Origin of the sequence: Ideonella sp., assembly GCF_041914305.1 — a bacterium.
Lineage (GTDB): Bacteria > Pseudomonadota > Gammaproteobacteria > Burkholderiales > Burkholderiaceae_C > Ideonella.
Genome location: NZ_JAYSDQ010000001.1, coordinates 515,531 through 537,156 on the forward strand (window position 1 = coordinate 515,531; position 21,626 = coordinate 537,156).

At 69.2% G+C, this 21,626-nt stretch carries 23 protein-coding genes and 1 tRNA gene; 14 read left to right on the forward strand and 10 right to left on the reverse strand.

The window, feature by feature from the left end:
• Nucleotides 1–63 precede the first annotated feature (63 nt).
• Together ACE3SG_RS02140 and ACE3SG_RS02145 are read right to left on the reverse strand one after the other, a co-directional pair.
• Nucleotides 64–2,010 carry a radical SAM protein gene (locus tag ACE3SG_RS02140; RefSeq protein WP_374562291.1) on the reverse strand — a complete coding sequence of 649 codons (1,947 nt, stop codon included), beginning with the start codon at nt 2,008–2,010 and terminating at the stop codon, nt 64–66.
• 55 nt (nt 2,011–2,065) lie between these two features.
• Nucleotides 2,066–2,797 carry a BPSS1780 family membrane protein gene (locus tag ACE3SG_RS02145; RefSeq protein ID WP_374562293.1) on the reverse strand — a complete coding sequence of 244 codons (732 nt, stop codon included), beginning with the start codon at nt 2,795–2,797 and terminating at the stop codon, nt 2,066–2,068.
• Nucleotides 2,798–3,014: 217 nt separating this feature from the next.
• On the opposite strand from ACE3SG_RS02145, the gene ACE3SG_RS02150 reads away from it, so the two are divergent.
• The gene (locus tag ACE3SG_RS02150; RefSeq protein WP_374562295.1) at nt 3,015–3,617 is read left to right on the forward strand and encodes a hypothetical protein; all 603 of its coding nucleotides are present in this window, start codon (nt 3,015–3,017) and stop codon (nt 3,615–3,617) included.
• 104 nt (nt 3,618–3,721) lie between these two features.
• Entirely contained in the window at nt 3,722–4,543 is an 822-nt protein-coding gene (locus tag ACE3SG_RS02155) for a hypothetical protein (RefSeq protein WP_374562296.1), read from the forward strand.
• A 58-nt stretch (nt 4,544–4,601) separates the two neighbouring features.
• On the opposite strand, the gene ACE3SG_RS02160 is transcribed toward ACE3SG_RS02155, so the two are convergent.
• Nucleotides 4,602–5,075, reverse strand: a complete 474-nt coding sequence (locus ACE3SG_RS02160) for a hypothetical protein (protein WP_374562297.1) — start codon at nt 5,073–5,075, stop codon at nt 4,602–4,604.
• A gap of 166 nt (nt 5,076–5,241) precedes the next feature.
• Between ACE3SG_RS02160 and ACE3SG_RS02165 the strand changes: the two genes are divergently transcribed.
• Complete coding sequence (locus tag ACE3SG_RS02165; RefSeq protein WP_374562298.1) at nt 5,242–5,853, forward strand: tRNA-uridine aminocarboxypropyltransferase; 612 nt, start codon at nt 5,242–5,244, stop codon at nt 5,851–5,853.
• A 46-nt stretch (nt 5,854–5,899) separates the two neighbouring features.
• Here ACE3SG_RS02165 and ACE3SG_RS02170 read toward each other — a convergent pair whose 3' ends face one another.
• Complete coding sequence (locus ACE3SG_RS02170) at nt 5,900–6,448, reverse strand: methylated-DNA--[protein]-cysteine S-methyltransferase (protein WP_374562299.1); 549 nt, start codon at nt 6,446–6,448, stop codon at nt 5,900–5,902.
• 8 nt (nt 6,449–6,456) lie between these two features.
• Nucleotides 6,457–7,452: a Bug family tripartite tricarboxylate transporter substrate binding protein gene (locus ACE3SG_RS02175; RefSeq protein WP_374562300.1), complete on the reverse strand. Its 996-nt coding sequence runs from the start codon at nt 7,450–7,452 to the stop codon at nt 6,457–6,459.
• A gap of 94 nt (nt 7,453–7,546) precedes the next feature.
• Here ACE3SG_RS02175 and ACE3SG_RS02180 point away from each other — a divergent pair, with 94 nt between their 5' ends.
• The gene (locus tag ACE3SG_RS02180) at nt 7,547–8,194 is read left to right on the forward strand and encodes a UPF0149 family protein (protein WP_374562301.1); all 648 of its coding nucleotides are present in this window, start codon (nt 7,547–7,549) and stop codon (nt 8,192–8,194) included.
• Between the two features lie 54 nt (nt 8,195–8,248).
• On the opposite strand, the gene ACE3SG_RS02185 is transcribed toward ACE3SG_RS02180, so the two are convergent.
• Together ACE3SG_RS02185 and selD are read right to left on the reverse strand one after the other, a co-directional pair.
• Nucleotides 8,249–8,932: a hypothetical protein gene (locus ACE3SG_RS02185; protein ID WP_374562302.1), complete on the reverse strand. Its 684-nt coding sequence runs from the start codon at nt 8,930–8,932 to the stop codon at nt 8,249–8,251.
• Nucleotides 8,933–9,076: 144 nt separating this feature from the next.
• Nucleotides 9,077–10,162, reverse strand: a complete 1,086-nt coding sequence (gene selD, locus ACE3SG_RS02190) for a selenide, water dikinase SelD (protein WP_374562303.1) — start codon at nt 10,160–10,162, stop codon at nt 9,077–9,079.
• A 263-nt stretch (nt 10,163–10,425) separates the two neighbouring features.
• On the opposite strand from selD, the gene ACE3SG_RS02195 reads away from it, so the two are divergent.
• From ACE3SG_RS02195 to ACE3SG_RS02240, 10 genes are all read left to right on the forward strand, one after another.
• Nucleotides 10,426–11,256 carry a phosphonate ABC transporter ATP-binding protein gene (locus ACE3SG_RS02195; protein WP_374562304.1) on the forward strand — a complete coding sequence of 277 codons (831 nt, stop codon included), beginning with the start codon at nt 10,426–10,428 and terminating at the stop codon, nt 11,254–11,256.
• Nucleotides 11,253–12,101, forward strand: a complete 849-nt coding sequence (locus ACE3SG_RS02200; RefSeq protein ID WP_374562305.1) for a PhnE/PtxC family ABC transporter permease — start codon at nt 11,253–11,255, stop codon at nt 12,099–12,101. The genes ACE3SG_RS02195 and ACE3SG_RS02200 overlap by 4 nt, the downstream gene beginning before the upstream one ends.
• Nucleotides 12,098–12,925: a phosphonate ABC transporter, permease protein PhnE gene (phnE, locus tag ACE3SG_RS02205; protein WP_374562306.1), complete on the forward strand. Its 828-nt coding sequence runs from the start codon at nt 12,098–12,100 to the stop codon at nt 12,923–12,925. The genes ACE3SG_RS02200 and phnE overlap by 4 nt, the downstream gene beginning before the upstream one ends.
• Nucleotides 12,926–13,186: 261 nt before the next feature.
• Entirely contained in the window at nt 13,187–14,023 is an 837-nt protein-coding gene (locus ACE3SG_RS02210) for a c-type cytochrome (RefSeq protein WP_374562307.1), read from the forward strand.
• A 13-nt stretch (nt 14,024–14,036) separates the two neighbouring features.
• The gene (locus ACE3SG_RS02215) at nt 14,037–15,416 is read left to right on the forward strand and encodes a cbb3-type cytochrome c oxidase subunit I (protein ID WP_374562308.1); all 1,380 of its coding nucleotides are present in this window, start codon (nt 14,037–14,039) and stop codon (nt 15,414–15,416) included.
• A 4-nt stretch (nt 15,417–15,420) separates the two neighbouring features.
• A complete protein-coding gene (locus tag ACE3SG_RS02220; RefSeq protein ID WP_374562309.1) occupies nt 15,421–16,221 on the forward strand; it encodes a CbbQ/NirQ/NorQ/GpvN family protein in 801 nt (266 codons plus the stop codon).
• 6 nt (nt 16,222–16,227) lie between these two features.
• Nucleotides 16,228–18,243, forward strand: a complete 2,016-nt coding sequence (locus ACE3SG_RS02225) for a nitric oxide reductase activation protein NorD (protein ID WP_374562310.1) — start codon at nt 16,228–16,230, stop codon at nt 18,241–18,243.
• Nucleotides 18,244–18,332: 89 nt separating this feature from the next.
• Complete coding sequence (locus ACE3SG_RS02230) at nt 18,333–18,698, forward strand: carboxymuconolactone decarboxylase family protein (protein WP_374562446.1); 366 nt, start codon at nt 18,333–18,335, stop codon at nt 18,696–18,698.
• Between the two features lie 618 nt (nt 18,699–19,316).
• Nucleotides 19,317–19,610, forward strand: coding sequence for a hypothetical protein (locus tag ACE3SG_RS02235; protein ID WP_374562311.1), 294 nt, complete (start codon nt 19,317–19,319; stop codon nt 19,608–19,610).
• A 142-nt stretch (nt 19,611–19,752) separates the two neighbouring features.
• Entirely contained in the window at nt 19,753–20,274 is a 522-nt protein-coding gene (locus ACE3SG_RS02240; protein ID WP_374562312.1) for a hypothetical protein, read from the forward strand.
• A gap of 161 nt (nt 20,275–20,435) precedes the next feature.
• Here the strand turns inward: ACE3SG_RS02240 and ACE3SG_RS02245 are convergent, their stop codons facing one another.
• The 3 genes from ACE3SG_RS02245 to ACE3SG_RS02255 all read right to left on the reverse strand — a co-directional run bounded on the left by ACE3SG_RS02245 (nt 20,436) and on the right by ACE3SG_RS02255 (nt 21,557).
• A complete protein-coding gene (locus tag ACE3SG_RS02245) occupies nt 20,436–20,663 on the reverse strand; it encodes a tyrosine-type recombinase/integrase (RefSeq protein WP_374562313.1) in 228 nt (75 codons plus the stop codon).
• Complete coding sequence (locus ACE3SG_RS02250) at nt 20,617–21,240, reverse strand: hypothetical protein (protein ID WP_374562314.1); 624 nt, start codon at nt 21,238–21,240, stop codon at nt 20,617–20,619. The genes ACE3SG_RS02245 and ACE3SG_RS02250 overlap by 47 nt, the downstream gene beginning before the upstream one ends.
• Nucleotides 21,241–21,481: 241 nt before the next feature.
• A tRNA-Thr gene (locus ACE3SG_RS02255) sits at nt 21,482–21,557 on the reverse strand.
• Between the last annotated feature and the right edge of the window lie 69 nt (nt 21,558–21,626).

Genomic DNA, 21,626 nt, shown 5'->3' on the forward strand with positions numbered 1-21,626 from the left:
TATTCAGCGTCGCCCTAGGGCGAATCGTCGAGTGACAGGCGAGGCCGGACAGGCCAACGCCGACTATAGGCTGGCTGCCGTCAAGCTGCGCGCGATTCGCTGCTTTGGCACTGTGGGCCGTGGGACCTTGCCGCGCACGTCGGTGAACCAGGCCCGCACGTCCTCGTCCAGGCCGATGCCGTGCATGTAGTTGTAGATCGCCTTCTTCAGGCCCTTGCCGAGCGCGTCGTGGTCGGCGCCCGTGGGGTCGACGAAGCCGACGTCGTTCTTCGCGAACGGCGAATCGGGCAGCGGCAGCAGCGTGATGCCGTAGTCCTCGGGGTGCTGGCCGACCGGCGAGTGCACGGTGCAGGCGAAGCGGTGGAAGAAGCCCGAGTGGATGCAACCGTTTTCGAACAGCTGCCGCACGTATTCGAGCGCGTCGACCGTGTCTTGCACGGTCTGCGTCGGAAAGCCGTACATCAGGTAGGCGTGGACCAGGATGCCGGCGTCGGCAAAGCCCTTGGTCACGCGGGCCACCTGCTCGACCGAGACGCCCTTCTTCATCAGCGCGAGCAGGCGGTCCGAGGCCACCTCGAGCCCGCCCGAGATCGCGATGCAGCCGCTGTCGGCCAGCTGCTGCGCCAGCGCCGGGCTGAAAGTCTTCTCGAACCGGATGTTGCCCCACCACGAGATTTCGACCTGCCGGCGCTGCAGCTCTTCGGCCAGCGCCTTCAGCGATTTGGGCGGGGCCGCTTCGTCGACGAAGTGAAAGCCGGTCTGGCCGGTCTCGGCGACGATGGCCTGGATGCGGTCGACCAGCGTGCTGGCCGAGGCAGCCTCGTAGCGCGAGATGTAGTCGAGCGTGACGTCGCAGAAGCTGCACTTCTTCCAGTAGCAGCCCTGGGCCACGGTGAGCTTGTTCCAGCGCCCGTCGCTCCACAACCGGTTCATCGGGTTGAGCATGTCCAGCAGCGACAGGTACTGGTCCAGCGGCAGGCCGTCCCAGGTCGGCGTGCCCACCTCGTCGAACGGCACCTCGGGCTCGGCCCAGTTGGTGTAGCGCACCTGGCCGGTGGTGGCGTCGCGGGTGAAGGTGCGCACCAGGCGCGAGGCCGAGCGCCTGCCTTGCAGATGCTCCAGCAGCGCCAGCAGCGGGCGCTCGCCGGCGTCCAGCGTCACGTAGTCGATGTGGTCGAACAGCCGCGGCTCGGCCAGCTCGCGCAGCTCGGTGTTGACGAAGCCGCCGCCGAGCACGGTGGTGATGCCGGGCTGGGTCGCCTTGATGGCCTGCGCGATGCGCAGCGCGGCGTAGACCGCGCCGGGGAAGGGCACCGACAGCAGCACGACCTGCGGCGCGTGGCGGTCCAGCGCCTGCAGCGTCAGCGCCTGCAGCGTGGTGTCGATCAGGTTCGGCGGCGCGGCCAGCGCGCTGGCCAGCGGGTCGAAACTGGGCTGGCTGGTGGCCAGCTGCTCGGCATAACGCACGAACTCGAAGCGCGGGTCGACCGCGTCGCGCAGCACGTCGGCCAGGTCGTTCAGGTACAGCGTGGCCAGGTGGCGCGCCTTGTCCTGCAGGCCGAGGGCGCCGAAGGCCCAGGCCAGCGGGTCGGCGTCTTCTGCGTAGAGCTGCTGGTAGATCTCGAGCGAGCGAAAGCGCTCGCCCTCGGGCAGGAAGAAGCGGGTGTTGATGCGGTGGGCCAGCGTCGGGTCGCGGCCCTGCAAGAAGCCGATCACGCGGCCGACGGTGGCCTCGTAGCGCGGGTATTCGTCGATGAAGTGCCACGTCTGCGCGGTGTGGCGCGCGGGGGGCAGGGCCTGCGCTGCGTCACGCAGCTGCGGCAGGCCGGCGGGCGACAGCAGCCGCAGCACCAGCGCCAACGCGAGGTCTTCTTGAGCCGCGTCGATGCCGCGCGAGCGCAAAAAGCCGGTCAGGTAGGCGGTCGACGGGTACGGCGTGTTCAGCTGCGTCATCGGTGGGATGACGGACAGCACACGCAGCGGGGCAGAAGGGGCAGGGGCGGCGGTCATTCGGTAGCGAAATTGTGCCGCGCCCTGCAGCGCCCCGGGCCGGGGCGCGACGGCCTCAGCTGCCGAACACGTCCCGGTAAGAGATGTACATCGTCAGCATGACCACCGGCAGCAGCGCCAGCCAGCCCAGGCCGAACGGGATCGACGCGATGATCGCCGCGACGAAGAACACGATGCCGTGCAGCAGGAACGGCACGATGTTGCGCAGGCAGGCCGTGAAGCTGGCACGCGCGGCCTCCACCGGCGGCACGCCGTGAAAGACGACCAGCGCCGGCGAGAACCACATCGCCATCGCCACCGGCACGAACAGCGCCAGCCCGACCAGCAGCGCGATCAAGCCGAAACCGGCGGCGGCCATCATCCCGGCCATGCTGTGCGACGCCCCGCTTACGCCCATGCCCATGATCGCGCCGAAGCCCAGCACGCTCATCACCACCACGATCACCACGCTGGCGCCCAGCAGCAGCGCGCCCAGCACGAGCAGCGGGTTCAGCGACTCCTTGAAGCCCAGGCCGATGTCGGCGACATCGAGCGCGCCGCCGCTCTCGGTCTTGCGCGCAGCCAGCAGCAGGCTGCCCGTCACCACCGGCGTCAGCAGCGTCAAGGCCAGCGAGCCGATGAAGGGGATGAAGTTCAGCACCACCGAGGCCACGACCAGGATCAGCGCGATGACGATCCAGATGCCGGCGTTCTTCATGAACAGCGCCCACCCCTCGGTCCACCAGCTGATGCCGCGGCCGGCGTCCACGCTGCGCGGCTGCAGGCCACTGTTGTTCATTTCCGCCATTTCAATCTCCTTGATCCCTGGCTGGTTTTGCCACGCGCCGCACGATAGCCGGTTTCTCTGCCGCTGCCGACTGGCGCGGGCGTATTTCGTATTTCACTGCCCGATCCGGACACGCCGAAGTCCCCTAGCCCCCGGGATGGGCTGGCGCCGGGCCACCGCCCACACTGGCGCCGCCGGCCACCACGGGCCGGCAACCCTGCAGCCTCGGGAGACCCCCATGAAGTACCCCATCCTCACGGCCAGCCTGCTGGCCCTGGCCGCCTCGGCCCAGGCCGGCTCGCCGGCGTCGATCTACTGCCCGCCGATCGGTTTTGTCACCGGCAACACGGCGGTCAATGCCAGCTTCGAAGTGGCCCAGGCCGGCGTGCCCGTGGGCACCGAAACCTGCTGGACACCGCGCGGCGGCTCCACCAACTCGGCCGCCGCCAACTGGACGATGCACAGCAGCAACGGCGGGGCCAAGGTCTGCTCGACGCTGGTGCCCTCGAACGCGCCGGGTGCCAGCGGCAACCTGATGCTCAAGTTCAGGGCCGGCGGCAACGAGGGCGGGGTGTTCCAGAGCATCCCCAACACGGTCGGCAAGACCTACATGTTCTCGGCCTGGGTCAAGGTCTCGAAGGGCCAGGTGGCGATGCAGTCCAGCGGCGGCAACACCGGCCCGGTCAGCTGGAGCACCAAGCACGGTGAGTGGGAGCAGCTTCGTGTCTGCACCGACTCGACCGGCGCGACCGACACGATGGTCATCTACAACCAGGACCCGAACGGCGGCCTGTTCTATGTCGACCGGGTCGAGCTGCGCGAGACCGCACCGGGGCCTTGATCACTCTCGGGTGCGAGGGCCGCGCGCCGCGGCCCTTCACGCATTCACGCGCGTGAGGAAACTCTCACACCGAGATCGGGGGCCGGCGGGCATCATCCAGCGCCATGAACGCTCGACATCAGCCCGCCACGACGCCCCGCCCCTCGACCGCCACCTGGCGCTTCGCCACCACCGCCGCGTTGGCTGGCGCAGCACTCGTGGCCTCGGCCGGCGCGCTGGCTGAGCCGCTGCCCGCGCCGGGCGCGCTGCTGCGCCAGGGCGAATGGGGCGGCAGCGTCGGCACCTTCCTGATCCCTGCGCCGTTCGAGGGCCGCACCGCCCAGCACTGGCCGATGGACGGCTGGGCCGTGCTGATGCTGGACGCGCAGGCCGCCACGTTGACGATCCGCCCCTTGGCCGCCGCCGAAGCGCGCGAGCGCTTCAAGCCGATCACCGACCAGGTCACGCGGGCCGAGACCCAGCCCTACGAAGGCAACCTGCAGGAGGTCCCGCCTGACGTGGCGGCCGATCTTTACGCCCGCGTGCCCGGCGTGGCGTGGAAGGCCGGCAGCGTGCCTATCCACCGTTTCAAGAACGGCACGACGATGCTGCAGCCCGAGCTGGGCTATCGGTTCCAGATGACGCTGAACGACAAGCCCTACGCCTTCACGGTGCAAAACGGCCTGCGCACGGCAGACGGCCGCCCCTACGGCGAGGGCGTTCAGTTCTCGCTCGAGATCGACGGCGCGCGCTTCGACTACGACCTGGGCGGCTTCGGCTGGGACGTGCGGCTGAACGCGCTCGGCGATTTCGATGGCGACGGCAAGCCCGACTTTCTCTTCGGCATCGGCGGCAACAACAGCGGCCACGAGGCGCTGATCCTGTCGACCCAGGCCAAGCCCGGCAAGAACCCGCCCACGGCCTACCTGAGCAGCGTGGGGTGCTGAGAGCCTGAGGGTCTTTCGCTCATGCCCGCTCTCTGAGGCGCGCCGCCCCCGGAGCCGATCAGTTCCGGGCGCTGTACTCGAGCTCGGTCACCGGCGTCAGCTCACGGTCGGCGAGCACCGCGCCGGTCACCGGCGTGATGCGCGCCTCGCCCGACGCGGTGCGGTAGCGCATGTAGCGCGTGGCCGTGGCGCCCTTGGGCGTCTCGATGCTGTACTTGAGGGGGTCTTGTCGGGTGCTGCCGAGCCAACGCATCGCGGGGAGGATCTTCAACTCGCTGATGCCCGGCCCGACCTGCAGCCGCAGCTCTTCGCCCGCGTTGAGGCGGCCGACGCGCTCGCCGTTCAGGTAGACGGTGTGGTCGGTAAAGCTCTCTTCGTCGACACCGAGGTGGACGTGGTACAGCACCACCACCGACCCGGTCGACGGATCTGCCGGCGACGCGGCGGGGCCCCGGGCCCCAGAGAACATGCCACAGCCGCCCGCGACCAGCGCGAACGACAAGGCGGCCAGAAGACGAAGGCGGGAGTTCATCGGCGTATTGTGGCCTGGGGCGTGGGGGGCGGCTTGCGGCGCCCGCGCGAGGTTGTGAGCAGCTGCAGTCGGCCCGCGCCAGGTCATCGCCACCACCATCACCGTTGGCATCCAACGCCGACGCGGGTCGGTCGGCGTGCCGGACGGGCGTGCGATTATTCCCCGCGTGAACGGCCTGCCCACCCCCCGCCGCGCCACCTGCGCGCGCTGCCTGCGCCCGCAGGCGACCTGCCTGTGCGCGCTGGCGCGGCCCACCGCCCACCGCACCGAGGTGCTGGTGCTGCAGCACCCGCAGGAGCAGCGCCAGGCCAAGAACAGCGTGGCGCTGCTGCGCTTGTCCCTCGCGCACTGCGAGGTGGTCGTGGGCGAGCGCTTCGCGCCCGAGGCGCTGCAGGCACTGTTGCAGCGCCCGGGGCGGCACACGCGGCTGCTCTACCCGGACGTGCCGGCCGCACCCGCGTCGCTGGCCCCGGCGATGCCGGTGGGCACGCCGCTGCGGCTGGTGGTGCTCGACGCGACATGGCGCAAGAGCCTGCGGATGCTGATCGAGCACCCGGCCCTGGCTGCGCTGCCGCGGCTGGCGCTGGGCGCACCGGCGCCAACCCGCTACCGCGCGATCCGCGCAGCGCGGCGGGCCGACCAGGTCTCGACACTCGAAGCCACCGTGCAGGCCCTGGCGATGCTGGAAGGCCCGGCCTTCGACGCCGCGCCGCTGCTCGATGCCTTCGGTTGTTTCGTGGCCGGCGTGGCGGCCCGGCATCAGCCTGCGGCGGCGTGATCGTCACGATCGAGCCACGGCTACCGCAGCCCCTCGCACAGGGCCGTCAGAACAAGCCCGGTTGATCGGCCGAGGCGTTGCCGAGTGGCGCGCCTTCGAGCTGCAGCAGGTGCAGCTTGGTCTTCAGGCCGCCCGGGCCCGAGAAGCCGCCCGACTGGCCGTTGGCGGCCATCACGCGGTGGCAGGGCACCAGCGGCGCGAAGTGGTTGCGGCCCAAGGCCTGGCCCACGGCGCGGGCGACGGCCGGGCCGCCCAGCTCGGCCGCGAGTTCGCCATAACTTCGTGTCTGGCCAGGTGGGATGCGGCGTGCCAGCGCGTAGACGCGGCGGTTGAATTCGGGCACCTCGGCATCGGCCAGCGGCACGTCTTCGAGCGTGTCGGGGGCGCCTTGCAGCGCCGCGGCCAAGCGGCGCAGCACGTCGGCCATGGCGGGCGGCGGGGCGCTCTCATGCAGCTGTGGAAAGCGCTGCTGCATGCGCTGGCGCGTCAGCGCCGCGGTCGCTTCGGGCAACTGCCCGCCGCAGACGGCGAGCGCGTCGTTCCAGGCAAGCCCGCACAGGCCGGCCGGGGTGTCGAAGAACGCGAAGCCGCCCATCGATGCGCTTACTGCGGCACGAAGCCGGTGGCCTTGATGATCTTGGCCCAGGTCGCGGTGTAGGCCTTTTCGCGCGCACCCAGCTGCTCGCCACTCATGTGGCCGACCGTCAGGCCCATCGCGGTCAGGCGGTCGTGCACCGCGGGCTTGGCCAGCACCTTGGCCAGCGCGGCCGAGAACTGGTCCAGCGTGGCCTTGGGCGTGCCGGCGGGCGCGAAGACGCCGTAGTAGGGCACGTCTTCGAAGCCGGCCAGGCCCAGCTCGGCGAAGGTCGGCACATCGGGCAGCGCCGGCTGGCGGGTGCCGCCCAGCACGGCCACCACGTGCAGCTTGCCGCTCTTGTGGTTCTCGATGAAGTCGGGCACCGAGCCCACGCCGGAGGCGATCTGGTTGCCGAGCATGTCGGCCATCATCGGCGCGCTGCCGCGGTAGGGCGCGGCAACCAGGTCGAGCTTGTATTTCTCGGCGATCACCTTGACCAGGAACTCGGGCACCGAGGCCGGCGCCGGCACGCCGACCGCGCCCTTGCCGCCGCCGGCGCTCTTGACCCACGCGACATAGTCGTTGAACGACTTGGCCGGCGTGCCGCCCGACACAGCGAAGGCGTTGACGAAGGTGGCGAAGCCCGCCACCGGCACGAAGTCGACCGCCGGGTCGAAGCCCGGTGTCTTGACGACCTGCGGCAGGATCGAGATCGAGTGGTCGTGGCTGAGGAACAGCGTGGTGCCGTCGGGCGCGGCGGTCTTCAAGGTTTGCGCGGCCAGTTGGCCACCGGCGCCGGGCTTGTTCTCGACGATCACCGTCGCGCCCAGTTCGTCCTTCAGGCTCTCGGCCAGCACGCGGGCGATCGCATCGGTGCCGCCGCCGGCCGGAAACCCCACCAGCAGCTTGACCGTCTTGCCGGTGAGCGGCTGAGCCTGGGCCAGGCCGGTCAATGCGGTGGCGGCCAGGGCCAGGACGGCAGCCAGGCCTTGGCGGCGGCTGAAACAGGGCAGGCTGGGCATGGGCGGGCTCTCCTCGTGGTGAAGGTGCCAGCCTAACCCAGACCTGGCATGGGCGTGCGGGGCCGGCCCTGCTGCGCCACAATCAGCGCCCACCATGAATTACCCGCAATTCGACCGCGCCTCGAACAACTCGCCGCTGAGCGACGAAGAGCTCGAGGCCTTTGACGAGCTGTTGCAGGCCCTGCCTGCCGACGGCGCGATGAACATCGAAGGCGTGGACGGCTACCTGACCGCGATGCTGCTCGGCCCGGCCGAGGGGCTGGACCAGGCCCCCACCGCCGACTGGCTGCCGCTGATCTGGGGCGGCGACGGCCCCAACGGCGAGCCCTTTGCCAGCAACCGCCAGCGCAAGCGCGCCACGCTGTTCGCCTTGCGCCACCTGCAGGCGGTGGCCTGCCAGCTGCGTGACCAGGCGAAGTTCTGGGAGCCGCTGTTCAGCATCGTCGAAGCCGACGCCGCCGAGGGCCACGAAGAGTGGGTCGACGCGCAGGACTGGTGCACCGGTTTCCTGCAGGCGATCGACCTGCAGCCCGAGGCCTGGGCCGACTGGCAGGCCGACGCGGAGCTGGGCCCGGCCCTGGCGACGATCGCGCTGCTGGGCGGCGACGACGTGCCCGAGCCCGACAGCGAACAGGCGCAGGCCCTGGCCGACCCGGCGGCGCGCGATGCGATGGCGCGCGAGGTGGTGGCCGGCGTGTTGGCGATGCACGCGCGGCGTTACGCCGCATCGCCCAAAGACTGAAGTTCTGCTGCGGCTTTGCCGAGGTTTGCCCCGGGGGCCGTCAGACCGGGCCGCTCACTCCTGCGAGGCCAGCCCAGCTTTCCACAGCTCGCTGGCGCCGGCAAACGGCGTGGCGCCGGCCAGCACCCGGCCATCGGTGGCCAGGCGCACCCAGGCCAGCGTGTCGTGGTGGCTGCCGGGGATCAGGTCGATCGCGCGTTCGCTCAGCAGCCAGGCGTGCAGGCGCGCATAGGCCTCGGGGTGGTGCTGCTGTGTCCAGGCCAGGCCGACCAGGTCGCCATAACCTTCTTCGCGGCGCGTGGCCTTCATGCTTTGCCAGGCGCTGCGCAACTCGGGCTTCAGGCCCTCGGGCTCGACCGCGGTGAAGCCGGCCGGCAGGCCCATCCACGCGCCGTCGAGGTAGCGGCGGCAATGGCCCAGCTCATGCGCGGCCATCAGCTCCAGCGTGGTGTTCAGCAGATCCGGCGCAATGCGCTGCAGCGTGGCCTCGGCCTCGGGGTTGCCGCGCATCGACAGCACCAGCTTGCAGCGGCCGTCGACGAACCCCAGCGCCAGCGGCGCTTGCCCGGGCGTGGGCTGCGGCTGCACCACGATGTCCAGCGGCAGCTTGGCCTGCTCGGCATAAGTGATGACCGGCCACGCGCCCTTGAGCCAGCGCATCTCGGTGTCGGTGAGGTCGGCGGCCGTGGCCGCCAGCGACGTGAACACCGTGAAGCAGGCCAGCAGGTATTTGCGCACGAGAAGACTCCTGTTGAAGGCGTCTTCGTCATGCCGGGCGGCGCGTTGAGCCGGAAAAGGCGGGTGTTTACAAGGTGGCCGTGCGCTGCTGCGCAGGATCGGGGGCGGTTACACGCCGGATCGCGCCCGGTGTAACCGGCGCCCTCAGCCGACGACGAGCCGCGGGGCGCCGCTGGCCGGCGCCATTTGCCCCACCACCGCGGCCTGGGCGAAGCCGTGGCGGGCAAAGACCGCGAGCACAGCGTCCAGCGCCTGCGGCGCGCAGGCCACGAGCAGGCCACCGCTGGTCTGCGGGTCGCTCAGCAAGGCCTGGTCTTCGGCCGCGAAGCCGGCGGGCAGGCGCACGTCGGCACCGTAGCCGGCCCAGTTGCGCCCCGACGCGCCGGTGACGAAGCCGCGCGCGGCCAGCGCCTTGGCGCCGGCCAGCAAGGGCACGGCCGACCAGTCGAGCTGGGCGTCGCAGCGCGCGCCGCGCGCCATCTCCAGCGTGTGCCCGGCCAGGCCGAAGCCGGTCACGTCGGTCAAGGCGTGCACGCCCGGCAGCGCGGCCAGGTCGGGCCCCGGCGTGTTGAGCTGGGTCGTGCAGGCGATCATCTGCGCGTAGCCGGCGTCACCCAGCTCGCCTTTCTTCAACGCCGCCGACAGCACGCCCACACCCAGCGGCTTGCCCAGCACCAGCAGGTCGCCCGGCTGCGCATCGGCGTTGCGCTTGACGTGCTTCGGGTGCACCAGCCCCAGGGCGACCAGGCCGTAGATCGCCTCGACCGAGTCGATCGTGTGGCCGCCGGCGATCGGGATGCCGGCCGCGCGGCAGACCGACGCGCCGCCTTCGAGGATGCGGCCGATGGTCTGTGTCGACAGCACATTGATCGGCATGCCCACCAGCGCCAGCGCGAGGATCGGGCGGCCCCCCATCGCGTAGACATCGCTGATGGCGTTGGTGGCGGCGATGCGGCCGAAGTCGTGCGGGTCGTCGACGATCGGCATGAAGAAGTCGGTCGTCGCGATCAGCGCCTGCTCGTCGTTGAGCTGGTAGACCGCCGCGTCGTCGGACGTCTCGATGCCCACCAGCAACGCCTTGGGCACCGGCATCGCCGCGGTGCCCTTGAGGATCTCGGACAACACCCCGGGCGCGATCTTGCAGCCGCAGCCGCCGCCGTGCGACAGCGAGGTCAGGCGCGGCTCGGTCACGGCCGGCAGGTCGGTGGTGGGCGAGGCAGGTGAATTCATGGCAAGGCTCGAAGGGGGAGAGGGCCGGCGCAGCGCGCCCGGGCAGACCGGCGCGCCGCGCATGGCGGGTGCGTGCGGGCAAGCATAGCGGGCGCGCGGCGCACGCACGCCGGCAGGGGGCACCGGCACCGCTGTGCCGGTGCGCTCGCCGGCGCCTGAACGGCCCTCTTGCGGATAGAGTGCCCGGGCATGGCCCACCCGCAACCCGCTGCCGCCTCGGCGGCCGCTGAATCAAACATCCGCTCGCCGGCGAAGGGGCGCGGATGAAGCTGCAACTCGCGCAGGTGGACGCGCGCCACCCCGCTGCGCGCGCCGCGGCCGCGCCGGCCTTGCGGGCCATCGACCTGCAGGTGGCGGGTGGCGAGCAACTGGCGGTGATCGGCCCCTCGGGCGCGGGCAAGACCACGCTGCTGCAGCTGCTGGCCTGCGCGCTGCCGCCTGCTGCGGGCGACTACCGGTGGGACGGGCAAGCGCCGTGGCGCCTGCCCACGCGTGAGCTGCACCGGCTGCGTGGCCAGCTCTTTCTCGCGCCGCAGGTGCCCCCGCTGCCCCCGCGTCAACGGGTGGTGACCGCGGTGCTGGCCGGCCGCCTGCCGGCGATGGGCCTGCTGGCCAGCCTGCGCTCGCTGTTCTACCCGGCCGACATCCCCGCGGCGTATGAAGCGCTGGCGCGGTTCGATCTCGATGACAAGTTGTTCGAGCGGGTCGATCGCTTGTCCGGCGGCGAGCGCCAGCGCGTGGGCCTGGCGCGTGCGCTGCTGTCGCCGGCCCGGCTGTGGCTGGTCGACGAGCCGCTGTCGTCGCTCGACCCGACCCGCGCCCGCCAGGCCCTGACCACGCTGGTCGACTCGGCGCGCGAGCGCCAGGTCACGCTGGTCACCAGCCTGCACCAGGTCGACGCCGCGCTCGCCCACTTCCCGCGCATCGTCGGCCTGCGCGATGGCCGGATCGCCTTCGACCTGCCGGCCGCCGAGGTGACGCCAGAGCGCCTGCAGCAGCTCTACGCGCAGCACGAAGACGAGCTGCACGGCGCTGCCGCGCCGGCCATGCCGGGCGAGCCGGTGCCGGCACCCGTGGTGATGCACTGCCGATGAACGGCGCTGCCCCGCTGCGCGCGGCGCTCGGCCCGCCCACGCGTGACCCCGCGTGGCGGGGCCGGCTGTTCTGGGCCGGCGCAGCGCTGGTGCTGCTGTGGCCGCTGCTGGTGGCCACCGAGTTCAAGCCCTGGCAGGCGTTCGACGCCCGCAGCCTGCAGGTGACCGGCAAGTTCCTGCGCAGCTTTCTGCCGCCGGCGCTGTCGCCCGACTTCCTGTCGATGGTGGCGCGAGAAACCTGGCGCACCGTGTCCATCGCGACCGCCGGCATGACGCTGGCCCTGCTCATCGCGCTGCCGCTCACGCTGGTGTCGACGCGCGTGCTGTCGGTGTCGGCGCTGCGGGGGCGCATGGCCGGCGTGCCTTTTGTGGTGCGGCAGTCGGTGCGGTGGCTGCTGATCGCGCTGCGCAGCGTGCCCGAGCTGGTGTGGGCGCTGGTCTTCGTGCGGGTCGTGGGCCTGGGGCCGACCGCCGGTGTGCTGGCGATTGCGCTGACCTACGGCGGCATGCTGGGCAAGGTCTACGGCGAGATCCTCGAGAGCGGCGAGCTGCATGCGACCGAAACGCTGCTGCGCAACGGCTGTGGCCGGCTGCAGGCGTTTTGCTTCGGCCTGTTGCCGCAGAACGCCGGCGAGCTGGTCTCGTACACCGTCTACCGCTGGGAATGCGCGATCCGCTCGACCGTGGTGCTCGGGTTCGTCGGCGCGGGCGGCCTGGGCCAGCAGCTCGATGGCGCGATGAAGATGTTCGCCGGTGGCGAGGTCTGCACGATGCTGCTGGTGTTCTTTGGCCTGGTGGCGCTGGCCGACCGCACCAGCGCCTGGCTGCGAAAGGTGCTGGCATGACGCAGCGCCGCGCCGCCAACCCGCCCTACAAGCTGCCGCCGCAGATCTTCGACGCGCGCAACAAGGCCCGCTGGTTCTGCGCCGGCCTGCTGGTGCTGGTGGTCGCCAGCTTCTGGTCGCTCGATCTGCAGTGGGCACAGTTCTTCTCGCCCGACGCGGCGCGCAGCATGGCGCGTTTCGGCGGCGAGTTCTTTCCGCCCGATGTGAGCGCACCGTTCTTGCGGCAGGTGCTGGGTGCCACCTGGGAGACGCTGGCCATGTCGGCTCTGGGCACGGCGCTGGCGGCCGTGGGCGGCCTGCTGCTTGCGCTGCCCGCCAGCCGCCTGCACGCACAAGATGCGGCGCACACCCGCACCCCGACGCGGCTGCTGCTGAACGCACTGCGCTCGGTGCCCGAGCTGGTGTGGGCCACGCTGCTGCTGATCGCCGCCGGCCTCGGGCCTTTTGCAGGCACGCTGGCGCTGGCGGTGCACACCACCGGCGTGCTCGGGCGGCTGTTCGCCGAGGCGATCGAGAACGCCCCGCCGGGCCCGGCCGCCGCGTTGCGAACGCAGGGCGTGCGCGCCGGCCCGGTCTTCTGGTATGCCACGCTGCCGCAGGTGTTGCCGCAACTGATGAGTTATGCCTTGTATCGTTGGGAGAACAACATCCGCGCGGCGGCCGTGCTGGGGGTGGTCGGCGCGGGCGGGCTGGGCCAGTTGCTGGTGTTCCACATGGGCCTGTTCCACATGGGCAAGACGGCGACGATCCTGATCGCGATGCTGCTGCTGGTGGGGGGCGTCGATCTGGCCAGCCATGTCTGGCGGCGGTGGATGACGCGGTAGGCATGGCGCCGGGCACGGCGTTGCGACATGGCCAAAGACCTGGCCGGGCGCGGGCCAAGCGCTTTCCAGTGCGCCCGATGCATGCTACGGTCACGCCACACAAGAACGACCAAGGACGGAGGTGCCGCGTGCACGGACCCCTCAAGCTGGTGAGCTATGCCATCGTGCTGTTGATGGCCTTGGCGGTGCTGTATGCCGCGTACATCTCGGTCACCTACTGGACCGGTATCGGCGTCTGACGCGCACTGTGGAGGCGCCACGATGAACAAGCGGCAAACACGGCTCTTCGCCATCGGTTCGACGGCGATCGCGGCCCTCGCGTTTCTTGCGCTGACGGTCGACAGCCACCGGCAGTTTCCGAAGCTCACCAACGCCGATCAGCTGACCGACGAGGTCGTGGCCGGCAAGGACGTCTGGCACAAGAACAACTGCGTCAACTGCCACACGCTGTTCGGCGAAGGCGCTTACTACGCGCCCGACCTGACCAAGATCGCCAAGCTGCGCGGCGAGCAGTACCTGACCGCCTACATGAAGAACCCGTCGCAGTTCTACGACGAGCAGCGGCACCGGCGCCTGATGCCCAAGCAGAACCTGAGCGACGACGAGATCAAGCACCTGATCGCGTTTCTCGACTGGGTCAGCAAGGTCGACAACCAGGGCTGGCCACCGCGGCCGATCCTCGTGACCGGGGCCACCATCCCCGGCACCGACACGACCGAGTCCGCCGGCGCGCCACCGGCCGCGCGGCCGGTCAGCGGCAGCGAAAACCCGATGGCGCTGGGCGAGCGATTGTTCCGCTCGGTCACGCCGGCCTGCAACGCCTGCCACTCGGTGGCGCCGGGGGTCAACATGGCAGGGCCCTCGCTCGCGGGCGTGGGCGAGCGGGCGCTCAAGACCGTTTCGTCGCCTGGCTACAAGGGCAAGGCCAAGGACGCGCAAGGTTATGTCCACGAGTCCATCCTCGAGCCCAGCGCGCATGTCGTGCCGGGCGCCATGTACTCGGCCGACGGCGTGTCGTTCATGCCGAACACCTATGGGCAATCGTTGAAGCCCGAACAGGTCGACCAACTCGCGGCCTATCTGTTGAGCCTCAAATAACAGGGGAGCGGCGATGCGATACAAGTCCCAATCGGTGGCGTACTGGTACTTCGCGGTGGCCATGGTGCTGTTCGGCCTGCAGATCGTGTTCGGCCTGCTGTCGGCGGCCAAGTACCTCGGGCCCGACCCGCTGATCAACATCCTGCCCTTCGATGTCACCAAGGTCATCCACACCAACCTGCTGATCGTGTGGGTGCTGACCGGCTTCATGGGCGCCACCTACTGGATGGTGCCGGACGAGTCGCGCACCGAGCTGCACAGCGTCAAGCTGGCCTATGTGCAACTGGCGCTGTGGGTGCTGATGGGCGTGACCGCGGTGGTGGGCTACCTGTTCCGCTACGGCACCGGCAACAAGCTGCTCGAGCAGCCGCTGCCGCACAAGCTGATCATCGTCGTCGTGATGCTGATGTTCCTCTACAACGTGGCGATGACGATCCGCAAGTCGGGCCGCTTCACGACGACCGAGGGCGTGCTGTTGCTGGGTGTGGCGGGTGCGGCGGTGCTGTTCTTGCCGGCGCTGTTCGAATACAAGAACTACGTGGTCTCGATCTTCTACCGGTGGTGGACGATCCACCTGTGGGTCGAGGGCGTGTGGGAGATGATCCAGGGCGGCTTCCTGGCCTACCTGCTGATCCGCCTGTCGGGCGCCGACCGCGAGGTGATGGAGAAATGGCTCTACGTCATCGTCGGGCTGGTGTTCATCGCCGGCATCCTCGGCACCGCGCACCACTACTACTGGGTCGGCGTGCCCAGCTACTGGTTGCCGATCGGTGGCCTGTTCAGCGCGCTCGAACCGGTGGCCCTGATTGGCATGGCGGTCTACGCCTACTCGGCGATGCGGCGCTCGGGGCTGGCCCACCCGAACACGCTGGCCCTGCACTGGACGGTGGGCAGCGCCGTCTTCACGCTCTTCGGCGCCGGCGTGCTGGGCCTGGCGCACACCTGGCCGCAGGTCAACAAGTGGACGCACGGCACCCTCATCACCGCGATGCACGGCCATGCTGCCTTCTACGGCGCCTACGCGATGATCGTGCTGGCGATGATCACCTATGCGCTGCCGGCCATGGCGCCGAGCCGGCGCGAAGAGGGCTCACCGATGGGCTACTGGGCCTTCTGGCTGCAGGTGGCCGGCATGTTCGGCATGACCTTGTCGTTCGCCACGGCCGGCATCGGGCAGGTGTACCTCGAGCGCATCCTGGGGCTGGGCTACCTCGACGCGCAGCTGAAGATCCAGGTGCACTTCCTGATGCTGATCGCGACCGCCTCGCTGTTCGCGCTGGGGGTGGCGCTGTTCATCATCGACTTCTTCCGCCATGCGCCGCGGTTCGAGATCACGGCAGACGCAGAGCGTGACGCGCCGCCGGGGCGCGTGGCCAGTCCCGCGAGGGCTTGAGTGAGTGGTCGATGACTTGACGCGCCAGGCCGAGGAGCCGTACTACCTGCCATCGGGCCGCGAGGTCGAGATCTTCGAGCAGTGCCACGCTCGCCACCTGGCAGTGATGCTCAAGGGCCCCACCGGCTGCGGCAAGACGCGGTTCGTCGAGCATATGGCCTGGCGGTTGAAGCGGCCGCTGGTCACCGTGTCGTGCCACGACGACCTCACCGCGAGCGACCTCATCGGCCGCTTCCTGATCCGCCACGACGGCACGCAATGGCAGGACGGGCCGCTGACCCGCGCGGTGCGCGAAGGCGCCATCTGCTACCTGGACGAGGTGGTCGAGGCCCGGCAGGACACGGTGGTGGTGCTGCACCCGCTGACCGACCACCGCCGCCTGCTGCCGATCGACAAGACCGGCGAGCTGGTCGAGGCGGCGGCCGGTTTCCAGCTCGTGGTGTCTTACAACCCGGGCTATCAGCGGCTGCTGAAAGACCTGAAGCCGAGCACGCGCCAACGTTTCGTCGCGCTCGATTTCGGCTTTCCGCCGGCGCCGCGCGAGGCGGCCATCGTGCAGCGCGAGGGCGTGTCGGACCACGCCACCGCGACCGCGCTGGTGTCGCTCGCACAGCGCCTGCGGGCCTTGCAGGACCGGGGGCTGGCCGAGGTGCCGAGCACGCGGCTGCTGATCGCCGCGGCCCGGCTGGTGGCCAGCGGCATCGAGGTCCGGCAGGCGTGCTACGTGGCCATCGTCGCGCCGCTCTCCGACGACGACGCGCTGGTCGGCGCGATGCGCGACCTCGTCGACGCCACTTTTGTCTGAGAGGTTATGGCCGAGGCCGAAGAGGTCATCACCGATGTGGCGCGGCACGCCACCGTCTTTGCACGCGACCTGTGGCGCCGCCATCGCCGCGGCCTGCCCGGCCCGAAGGTCACGGGCCTGCGCGACGTGGCGCCGCGCCTGGATCTGCTGCTGTCGGCGGTCTTCGGCAGATCGTTCTTGTTGCGCATCGCCGAGCCACCGGCCCCGGCCACGTTTCTGACGAAGGTGTTCCGCCAAGCCGAGGGCCCGAGGGTCACCGCGGCGCTGCCGGCCACCGATGGCCACAGCATCTGGCTGCCGGCGCTGCTGCCCGACCAACCCGGCTTCAGCGGGCTCGAGCAGTTTCGCGTGCTCGCGCTGCAACAGGCGCAGCGGGCCAGCCGGGGTGGCGCCGCGGTGTGGCCATCGTTGCAGGACCGGCTGGAGCAGGCGGTCTTTTTGCTGCTCGAAGCCCAGGCCGCCGATGCCGAACTGGTGCGCCAACTGCCCGGCACCGCCACGGCGTTGCACGCACTGCGGCGCATGGCGCTGGCGCAGCGGCCGGCGCTGGCGCTGTTCCCCGCGCACCGGGCACCGCTGGAGGCGCTGGTGCGCAGCGCGTTGGCGGCCGACATCGCCGCATCGCCGGTCCACCCGCTGCCTGACTGCGTGGCGCGTGCTCGCGAGGTGGCGAATGAGTTGCGTGGCCAGGGCATGCGCCCGGTGAAAGGGCGGCTGCTCTACCGCGATCTTTGGACCGGCGAACTGCGTGCACCGCTGACAACGTCTGTTGCTGCGCAAGCTGCCGAGCCACTGGCGGATGACGATGAGCGCGGGCCGCCTCGCAGCGCGCGCATGAGCCGCCGGCCCGAGGTGCGCGAAGCGCCCGAAGACGAAGACGACGAGAAGCAAGGCGCATTCATGGTGCAGACCGCGGCGCCGCACGAGCAAGCCGAAGACCCCATCGGCCTGCAACGCCCGACGGACCGGGACGAGGCGACCGCCGCGCAAGAGCTTGCCGATTCGCTGTCGGAGCTGCCCGAGGCCCGCCTGGTCAGCTCACCCGGTCGGCCCAAGGAGGTGTTGCTGTCGGACGAGCCGCCCGAAGCGCGCGCGGGGCGCGGCGCCGCCACCGCGGCCGGGCAGGGCCATGCCTTGCACTACCCCGAATGGGACTGCGCCGTGCAGGCCTACCGCGAACGCGGCGTGACCGTGCACGTGGGCACCGCGCCCGAGGGCCCGCAGGCCTGGGTCGACGCGACGCTCGACCAGCATCGGTCGACGATCAACCTGGTGAAGCGGCGCTTCGAGATGCTCAAGGCCCGGCGGGTGCGGGTGCACAAGCAGCTCGAAGGCGACGAGATTGACCTGGATGCCTACATCGCCGCCTATGCCGACTTTCGGGCAGGCCACCCGATGCTGCCAGGGCTCTACCAGAGCTGCCGCCAGGCCCGGCGCGACATGGCCATCGTGCTGCTGGCCGACATCAGCGGCTCGACCGACGGCTGGGTTGGCGCCAACAAGCGCGTGATCGACGTCGAGCGCGAGGCGCTGTTGCTGGTCTCGATCGCCTTGCAGGGGATGGCCGAGCCGAATGCCATCCTGGCGTTCTCGGGCGAGGGGCCGCATGGTGTGGTCATCCGGGTCGTCAAACCGTTCGACGAGCCTTTCGGCGCCGCCGTGGCGCGGCGGATCGCGAGCCTGGAGCCCGAGCACTACACCCGGGCCGGCGCGGCGATCCGCCATGCCACCGCGGTGCTGATGCAGCAGCCGGCCCGCCACCGGCTGCTGCTGATGCTGTCGGACGGCAAGCCGAACGACATCGACGACTACGAGGGCCGCTACGGCGCCGAGGACATGCGCCAGGCCGTGACCGAGGCCCGGCTGCAGGGCATCCAGCCGTTCTGTCTCACCGTCGACCGTCAGGCGGCGGCCTACATGCCCGGCATCTTCGGTGCCCACCAGTACGCGCTGCTGCCCCGGCCCGAACTGCTGCCGACCGTGCTGCTCGACTGGATGAGGCGGCTGCTGCAGGCGTCATGATGACGGGCAATCCGGGCGGGCCTGCCCTGGCGGAGATGGGGTTGATAGGGGTCAACACCTGGCGGGCGGCGCCGGGGCATGCTGAAAAGATGACATCAAGCACCTCCTACCAGACGCTGACGAGCGGGGTTTCGGCGCATCTCGCGACGCTGCGCAGCGGCCAACCAGAAACGATGAAGGGTTTCAGCGAGCTGGCCAAGGCCAGCTTGGCCAGTGGCGAACTGTCGCCCAAGACCAAAGAGCTGATTGCGCTGGCGCTCGGCGTGGCGGCGCACTGCGACGCCTGCCTCGGCTTCCACACCAAGGCGCTCGTGCGCTTGGGGGCGACCAGAGGCGAGGTCGAGGAAGCGCTCGGCGTGGCCGTCTACATGGGCGGCGGGCCGTCACTGATGTACAGCGCCAACGCGCTGGCCGCGTTCGACGAATTCAGCCAGGCGACCGTGGCGGTGGCCTGAGCGGCCGTCGCGCGACGAGCGGGCGCCGCGCCTGACCGAGGCGCCGCGCCGCTGGCAACGCGGTGACAAGGCCCCCAGACGAAACAAGGGCCTGCAGGCCCTCGTCGAGATTGGTGCCGGTGACTTGAGGCTTTTGGGGCTAGGGGCGTTGACGTCGATCAACCGCTGCAGTGGCCCGCGACAGCACAATTGCGATGCAGTTGCCGGGCATGACGATTGCTGAACTTGCAAATTTGCACTGATCACATAGTGCCGCATGCGGGATCGACAGTTGCCCACTCTATGGGAACCGCGCAGAGTCGCTACCGAGGCATGTGTACCGTGGTGCTGTTTGCAAAAGACCCTGGTTTTTTAGGGTTTATCCGGCCTTTGAAGACGCTTCAAGCGTTATCCACTACACGTGCGCAAGATAGTGCGCCAACCTTGACGGGGACGAATCGCGATTCGCTCGTACGGGTTGTCTATGCCAAGAGTCTCACAGAGATGCATCCTTTGGTCCTTCGACGTCGTATCGCCACTCAACAAGAGCGCCTACGCGACCGATACCCCGGCATCCCAAAGACGCAGGGTATCCGGCTCGCCAAATGACGAGTTCAATGGCTTTAAACGGAGAACGACATGTCAACCGCCCTGTTTAGCGAGCTTCCAGCGAAGCGCCCCGCGCCTTCGGCAGCGGATGCCGAGAAGGACCTCGCGCTTCGCAGTCCCGTGGGAGATCAGAAGGAGGGTGTCGTCGTCGCCTTTGACCCTCAACTCAAGTCCGGGTACCTGAGAGAGGGGGCGACAGGCTTCCTGTTCACGCTCACGAAGCGGTTGCTCACCCCGAGAGATTTCGAGGTGCTGCATGAAGGCCAAGCGGTCAAGTTCTTCGTCAACAGCAAGCGGGCGGTAGTTCAGCTCACTTCGAGCTAAGACGGCCAAGCCTATGGCTTGGCCTCCTCTGTGGAATGCCGCTTGGGGCATCTTGCCACCTGCCCCGGCGGGACATCCCGGCGTTCCGCATGGGGTGTTGCCTGGCGACATAGTGCTATTCGCACCCCAGGTTCCGGACCTGGTGCAGCACACCATCATCGGCGCTCAGCGGCTCGTCTACCCTTTTTGCCACTCTGCGTTCACACATGTGGCGATGTATGCTGGCAAAGATCATGTCTTTGACGCTGCATTGAAGCCGGGGGTTAGCCACCGCCTTTTCACAAGTGCGAGCGGTGCGTCATTTATTCGAGTTAGGCGACTGGTCGGTCTTACCGCACTAGAGCAGTTCGACCTGTGCGACTATGCTGATCAGCTTTGCGGCCCATACGGATTAGGTGGCGCCATCATGGCCGGTGTGCGTGCCAGTTTTGCTGGACAGATTTCAACTAGCTGGCGTTGCGTGTTCAGGAAGCTTTTCCCTGTGGGCGCAAAGCCCCCGACGGCACCTAGCCCCGATCAAGCCTTGTACTGCGGAGAGTATGTCGACTTGGTCTACAGACAAATTACCGCGGTGTCGGTGGTTGATGGACGCATGAACTTCGCGCCACTACCTGCCGCTTTCTCAGAAAGCCAGGAGTTCGAAGACGTTAGGGTTCACTGGTAGCCGGTAGGCCGACGGGGATCAGTTGCGGACAGAACCAAAAGGCCGTCAGTGCCCACTCGCTTTTCACGCGCTCGCCAGGCCTGGTGCCGCGATAGTGCGAATTGCCAGCCGTCCAATGTCAACCGGGTTCGCGTGAACGACGGCCCCGACGGGGCTATCGTTCATTTCCGCTTGGCCAGCGAGGATTCGCGAAAGGTGCGCGCCTTGGCGTGCGGCTGAACCTGGGTGTAGCGGGACACCATGGCCAATGTCTTGTGGCCCAACAGCGCGGCGATTTCCGACTCGCTTCTGCCGTCGTTGGCGAAGCTGGTGCCTGCCGTGTGGCGCAGATGGTGGAAGCGCTTATTTGATAGATCGCCGCAGCGCCTGACCAACCGCATGCGGCTCATCGCCATTCAGGTTCAGGTCACGGCCCCGGATCTTGCTCAGCTCGCCGCGACGGGCGCCAGTGGTCAAGGCCATTAGCACGAACAGGTAGAACCTTTCCCACGGTGCGGTGCGGGCGTGCGCCAGCAGGTTCTCGACTTCGGCTAAGCTCAGGGCGCGGTCGGGCAGCTCGGCGGCCTTGAAGCCCCGGCCTCGGATCTCGCGCGTCGGTGGCGCGAAGCCACGCGACAACAGACCCTTGTCCTTGGCGAAGGCATAGACCGCCGACAGCACGACCTTCGCACGAGTGACCGTGGCCGGCGAGCGCTGGCCGCATTCGACGTAGCGCCTCTGACCGGTTGCGCGGTCGATGCCGACATAGCGCTGCACCGGCGTCTCGGCGTACATGGCCAGAGCTTCGGCCACTTCGTCGGAGCTGATCTCGTCGAGCATGTGCTGACCCAACACCGAATCCCACATGCGCAGCGTCGACAGTCGACCGGGGTCGCGTTCGAGCAGCCCGCCGTTGTCGGCGATGTACTGGCGGATGACTTCGGAAAGCTGGTGCCGGCGCTGCAGGCGCGTGGCCTTGGCGGCCATGCGCTGTGCCAGGGCGTGGGCGTTCAGGCGCGGGGCATAGACAGCGGAAGGGCCCAGCGTGCTGCTGGGCCCTTCGATCGAGTCAGGCGTTTGGGAAGACGCCTCCCGGGGCGCGATCGTCGCATCCCGGGCGTTTGAAGACTTGAACATCTCTGGCCTCGTCGGGTTGTAACCAGCGTCCTGCGACCATCGCATTCCGCTGCTGACCTGACGGGCCGGAAATCCGCGCCACTACTGAAGATGGTGCCGGTGAAGAGAGTCGAACTCCCGACCTTCGCATTACGAATGCGCTGCTCTACCAACTGAGCTACACCGGCGAAAACCGGGATTCTAGCAGAGCTGTTCCGCCTTCTTCGAAGCCCCAGCCTGGCCGGGCGCATCGGCCG

Bases quoted from the DNA above. Each gene is read 5' to 3' on its own strand.
- ACE3SG_RS02140 (WP_374562291.1), bottom strand. From the start codon at position 2,010: ATGACCGCCGCCCCTGCCCCTTCTGCCCCGCTGCGTGTGCTGTCCGTC.
- ACE3SG_RS02145 (WP_374562293.1), bottom strand. From the start codon at position 2,797: ATGGCGGAAATGAACAACAGTGGCCTGCAGCCGCGCAGCGTGGACGCC.
- ACE3SG_RS02150 (WP_374562295.1), top strand. From the start codon at position 3,015: ATGAAGTACCCCATCCTCACGGCCAGCCTGCTGGCCCTGGCCGCCTCG.
- ACE3SG_RS02155 (WP_374562296.1), top strand. From the start codon at position 3,722: ATGAACGCTCGACATCAGCCCGCCACGACGCCCCGCCCCTCGACCGCC.
- ACE3SG_RS02160 (WP_374562297.1), bottom strand. From the start codon at position 5,075: ATGAACTCCCGCCTTCGTCTTCTGGCCGCCTTGTCGTTCGCGCTGGTC.
- ACE3SG_RS02170 (WP_374562299.1), bottom strand. From the start codon at position 6,448: ATGGGCGGCTTCGCGTTCTTCGACACCCCGGCCGGCCTGTGCGGGCTT.
- ACE3SG_RS02175 (WP_374562300.1), bottom strand. From the start codon at position 7,452: ATGCCCAGCCTGCCCTGTTTCAGCCGCCGCCAAGGCCTGGCTGCCGTC.
- ACE3SG_RS02180 (WP_374562301.1), top strand. From the start codon at position 7,547: ATGAATTACCCGCAATTCGACCGCGCCTCGAACAACTCGCCGCTGAGC.
- selD (WP_374562303.1), bottom strand. From the start codon at position 10,162: ATGAATTCACCTGCCTCGCCCACCACCGACCTGCCGGCCGTGACCGAG.
- ACE3SG_RS02195 (WP_374562304.1), top strand. From the start codon at position 10,426: ATGAAGCTGCAACTCGCGCAGGTGGACGCGCGCCACCCCGCTGCGCGC.
- ACE3SG_RS02200 (WP_374562305.1), top strand. From the start codon at position 11,253: ATGAACGGCGCTGCCCCGCTGCGCGCGGCGCTCGGCCCGCCCACGCGT.
- phnE (WP_374562306.1), top strand. From the start codon at position 12,098: ATGACGCAGCGCCGCGCCGCCAACCCGCCCTACAAGCTGCCGCCGCAG.
- ACE3SG_RS02210 (WP_374562307.1), top strand. From the start codon at position 13,187: ATGAACAAGCGGCAAACACGGCTCTTCGCCATCGGTTCGACGGCGATC.
- ACE3SG_RS02215 (WP_374562308.1), top strand. From the start codon at position 14,037: ATGCGATACAAGTCCCAATCGGTGGCGTACTGGTACTTCGCGGTGGCC.
- ACE3SG_RS02225 (WP_374562310.1), top strand. From the start codon at position 16,228: ATGGCCGAGGCCGAAGAGGTCATCACCGATGTGGCGCGGCACGCCACC.
- ACE3SG_RS02230 (WP_374562446.1), top strand. From the start codon at position 18,333: ATGACATCAAGCACCTCCTACCAGACGCTGACGAGCGGGGTTTCGGCG.
- ACE3SG_RS02235 (WP_374562311.1), top strand. From the start codon at position 19,317: ATGTCAACCGCCCTGTTTAGCGAGCTTCCAGCGAAGCGCCCCGCGCCT.
- ACE3SG_RS02245 (WP_374562313.1), bottom strand. From the start codon at position 20,663: ATGAGCCGCATGCGGTTGGTCAGGCGCTGCGGCGATCTATCAAATAAG.
- ACE3SG_RS02250 (WP_374562314.1), bottom strand. From the start codon at position 21,240: ATGGCCGCCAAGGCCACGCGCCTGCAGCGCCGGCACCAGCTTTCCGAA.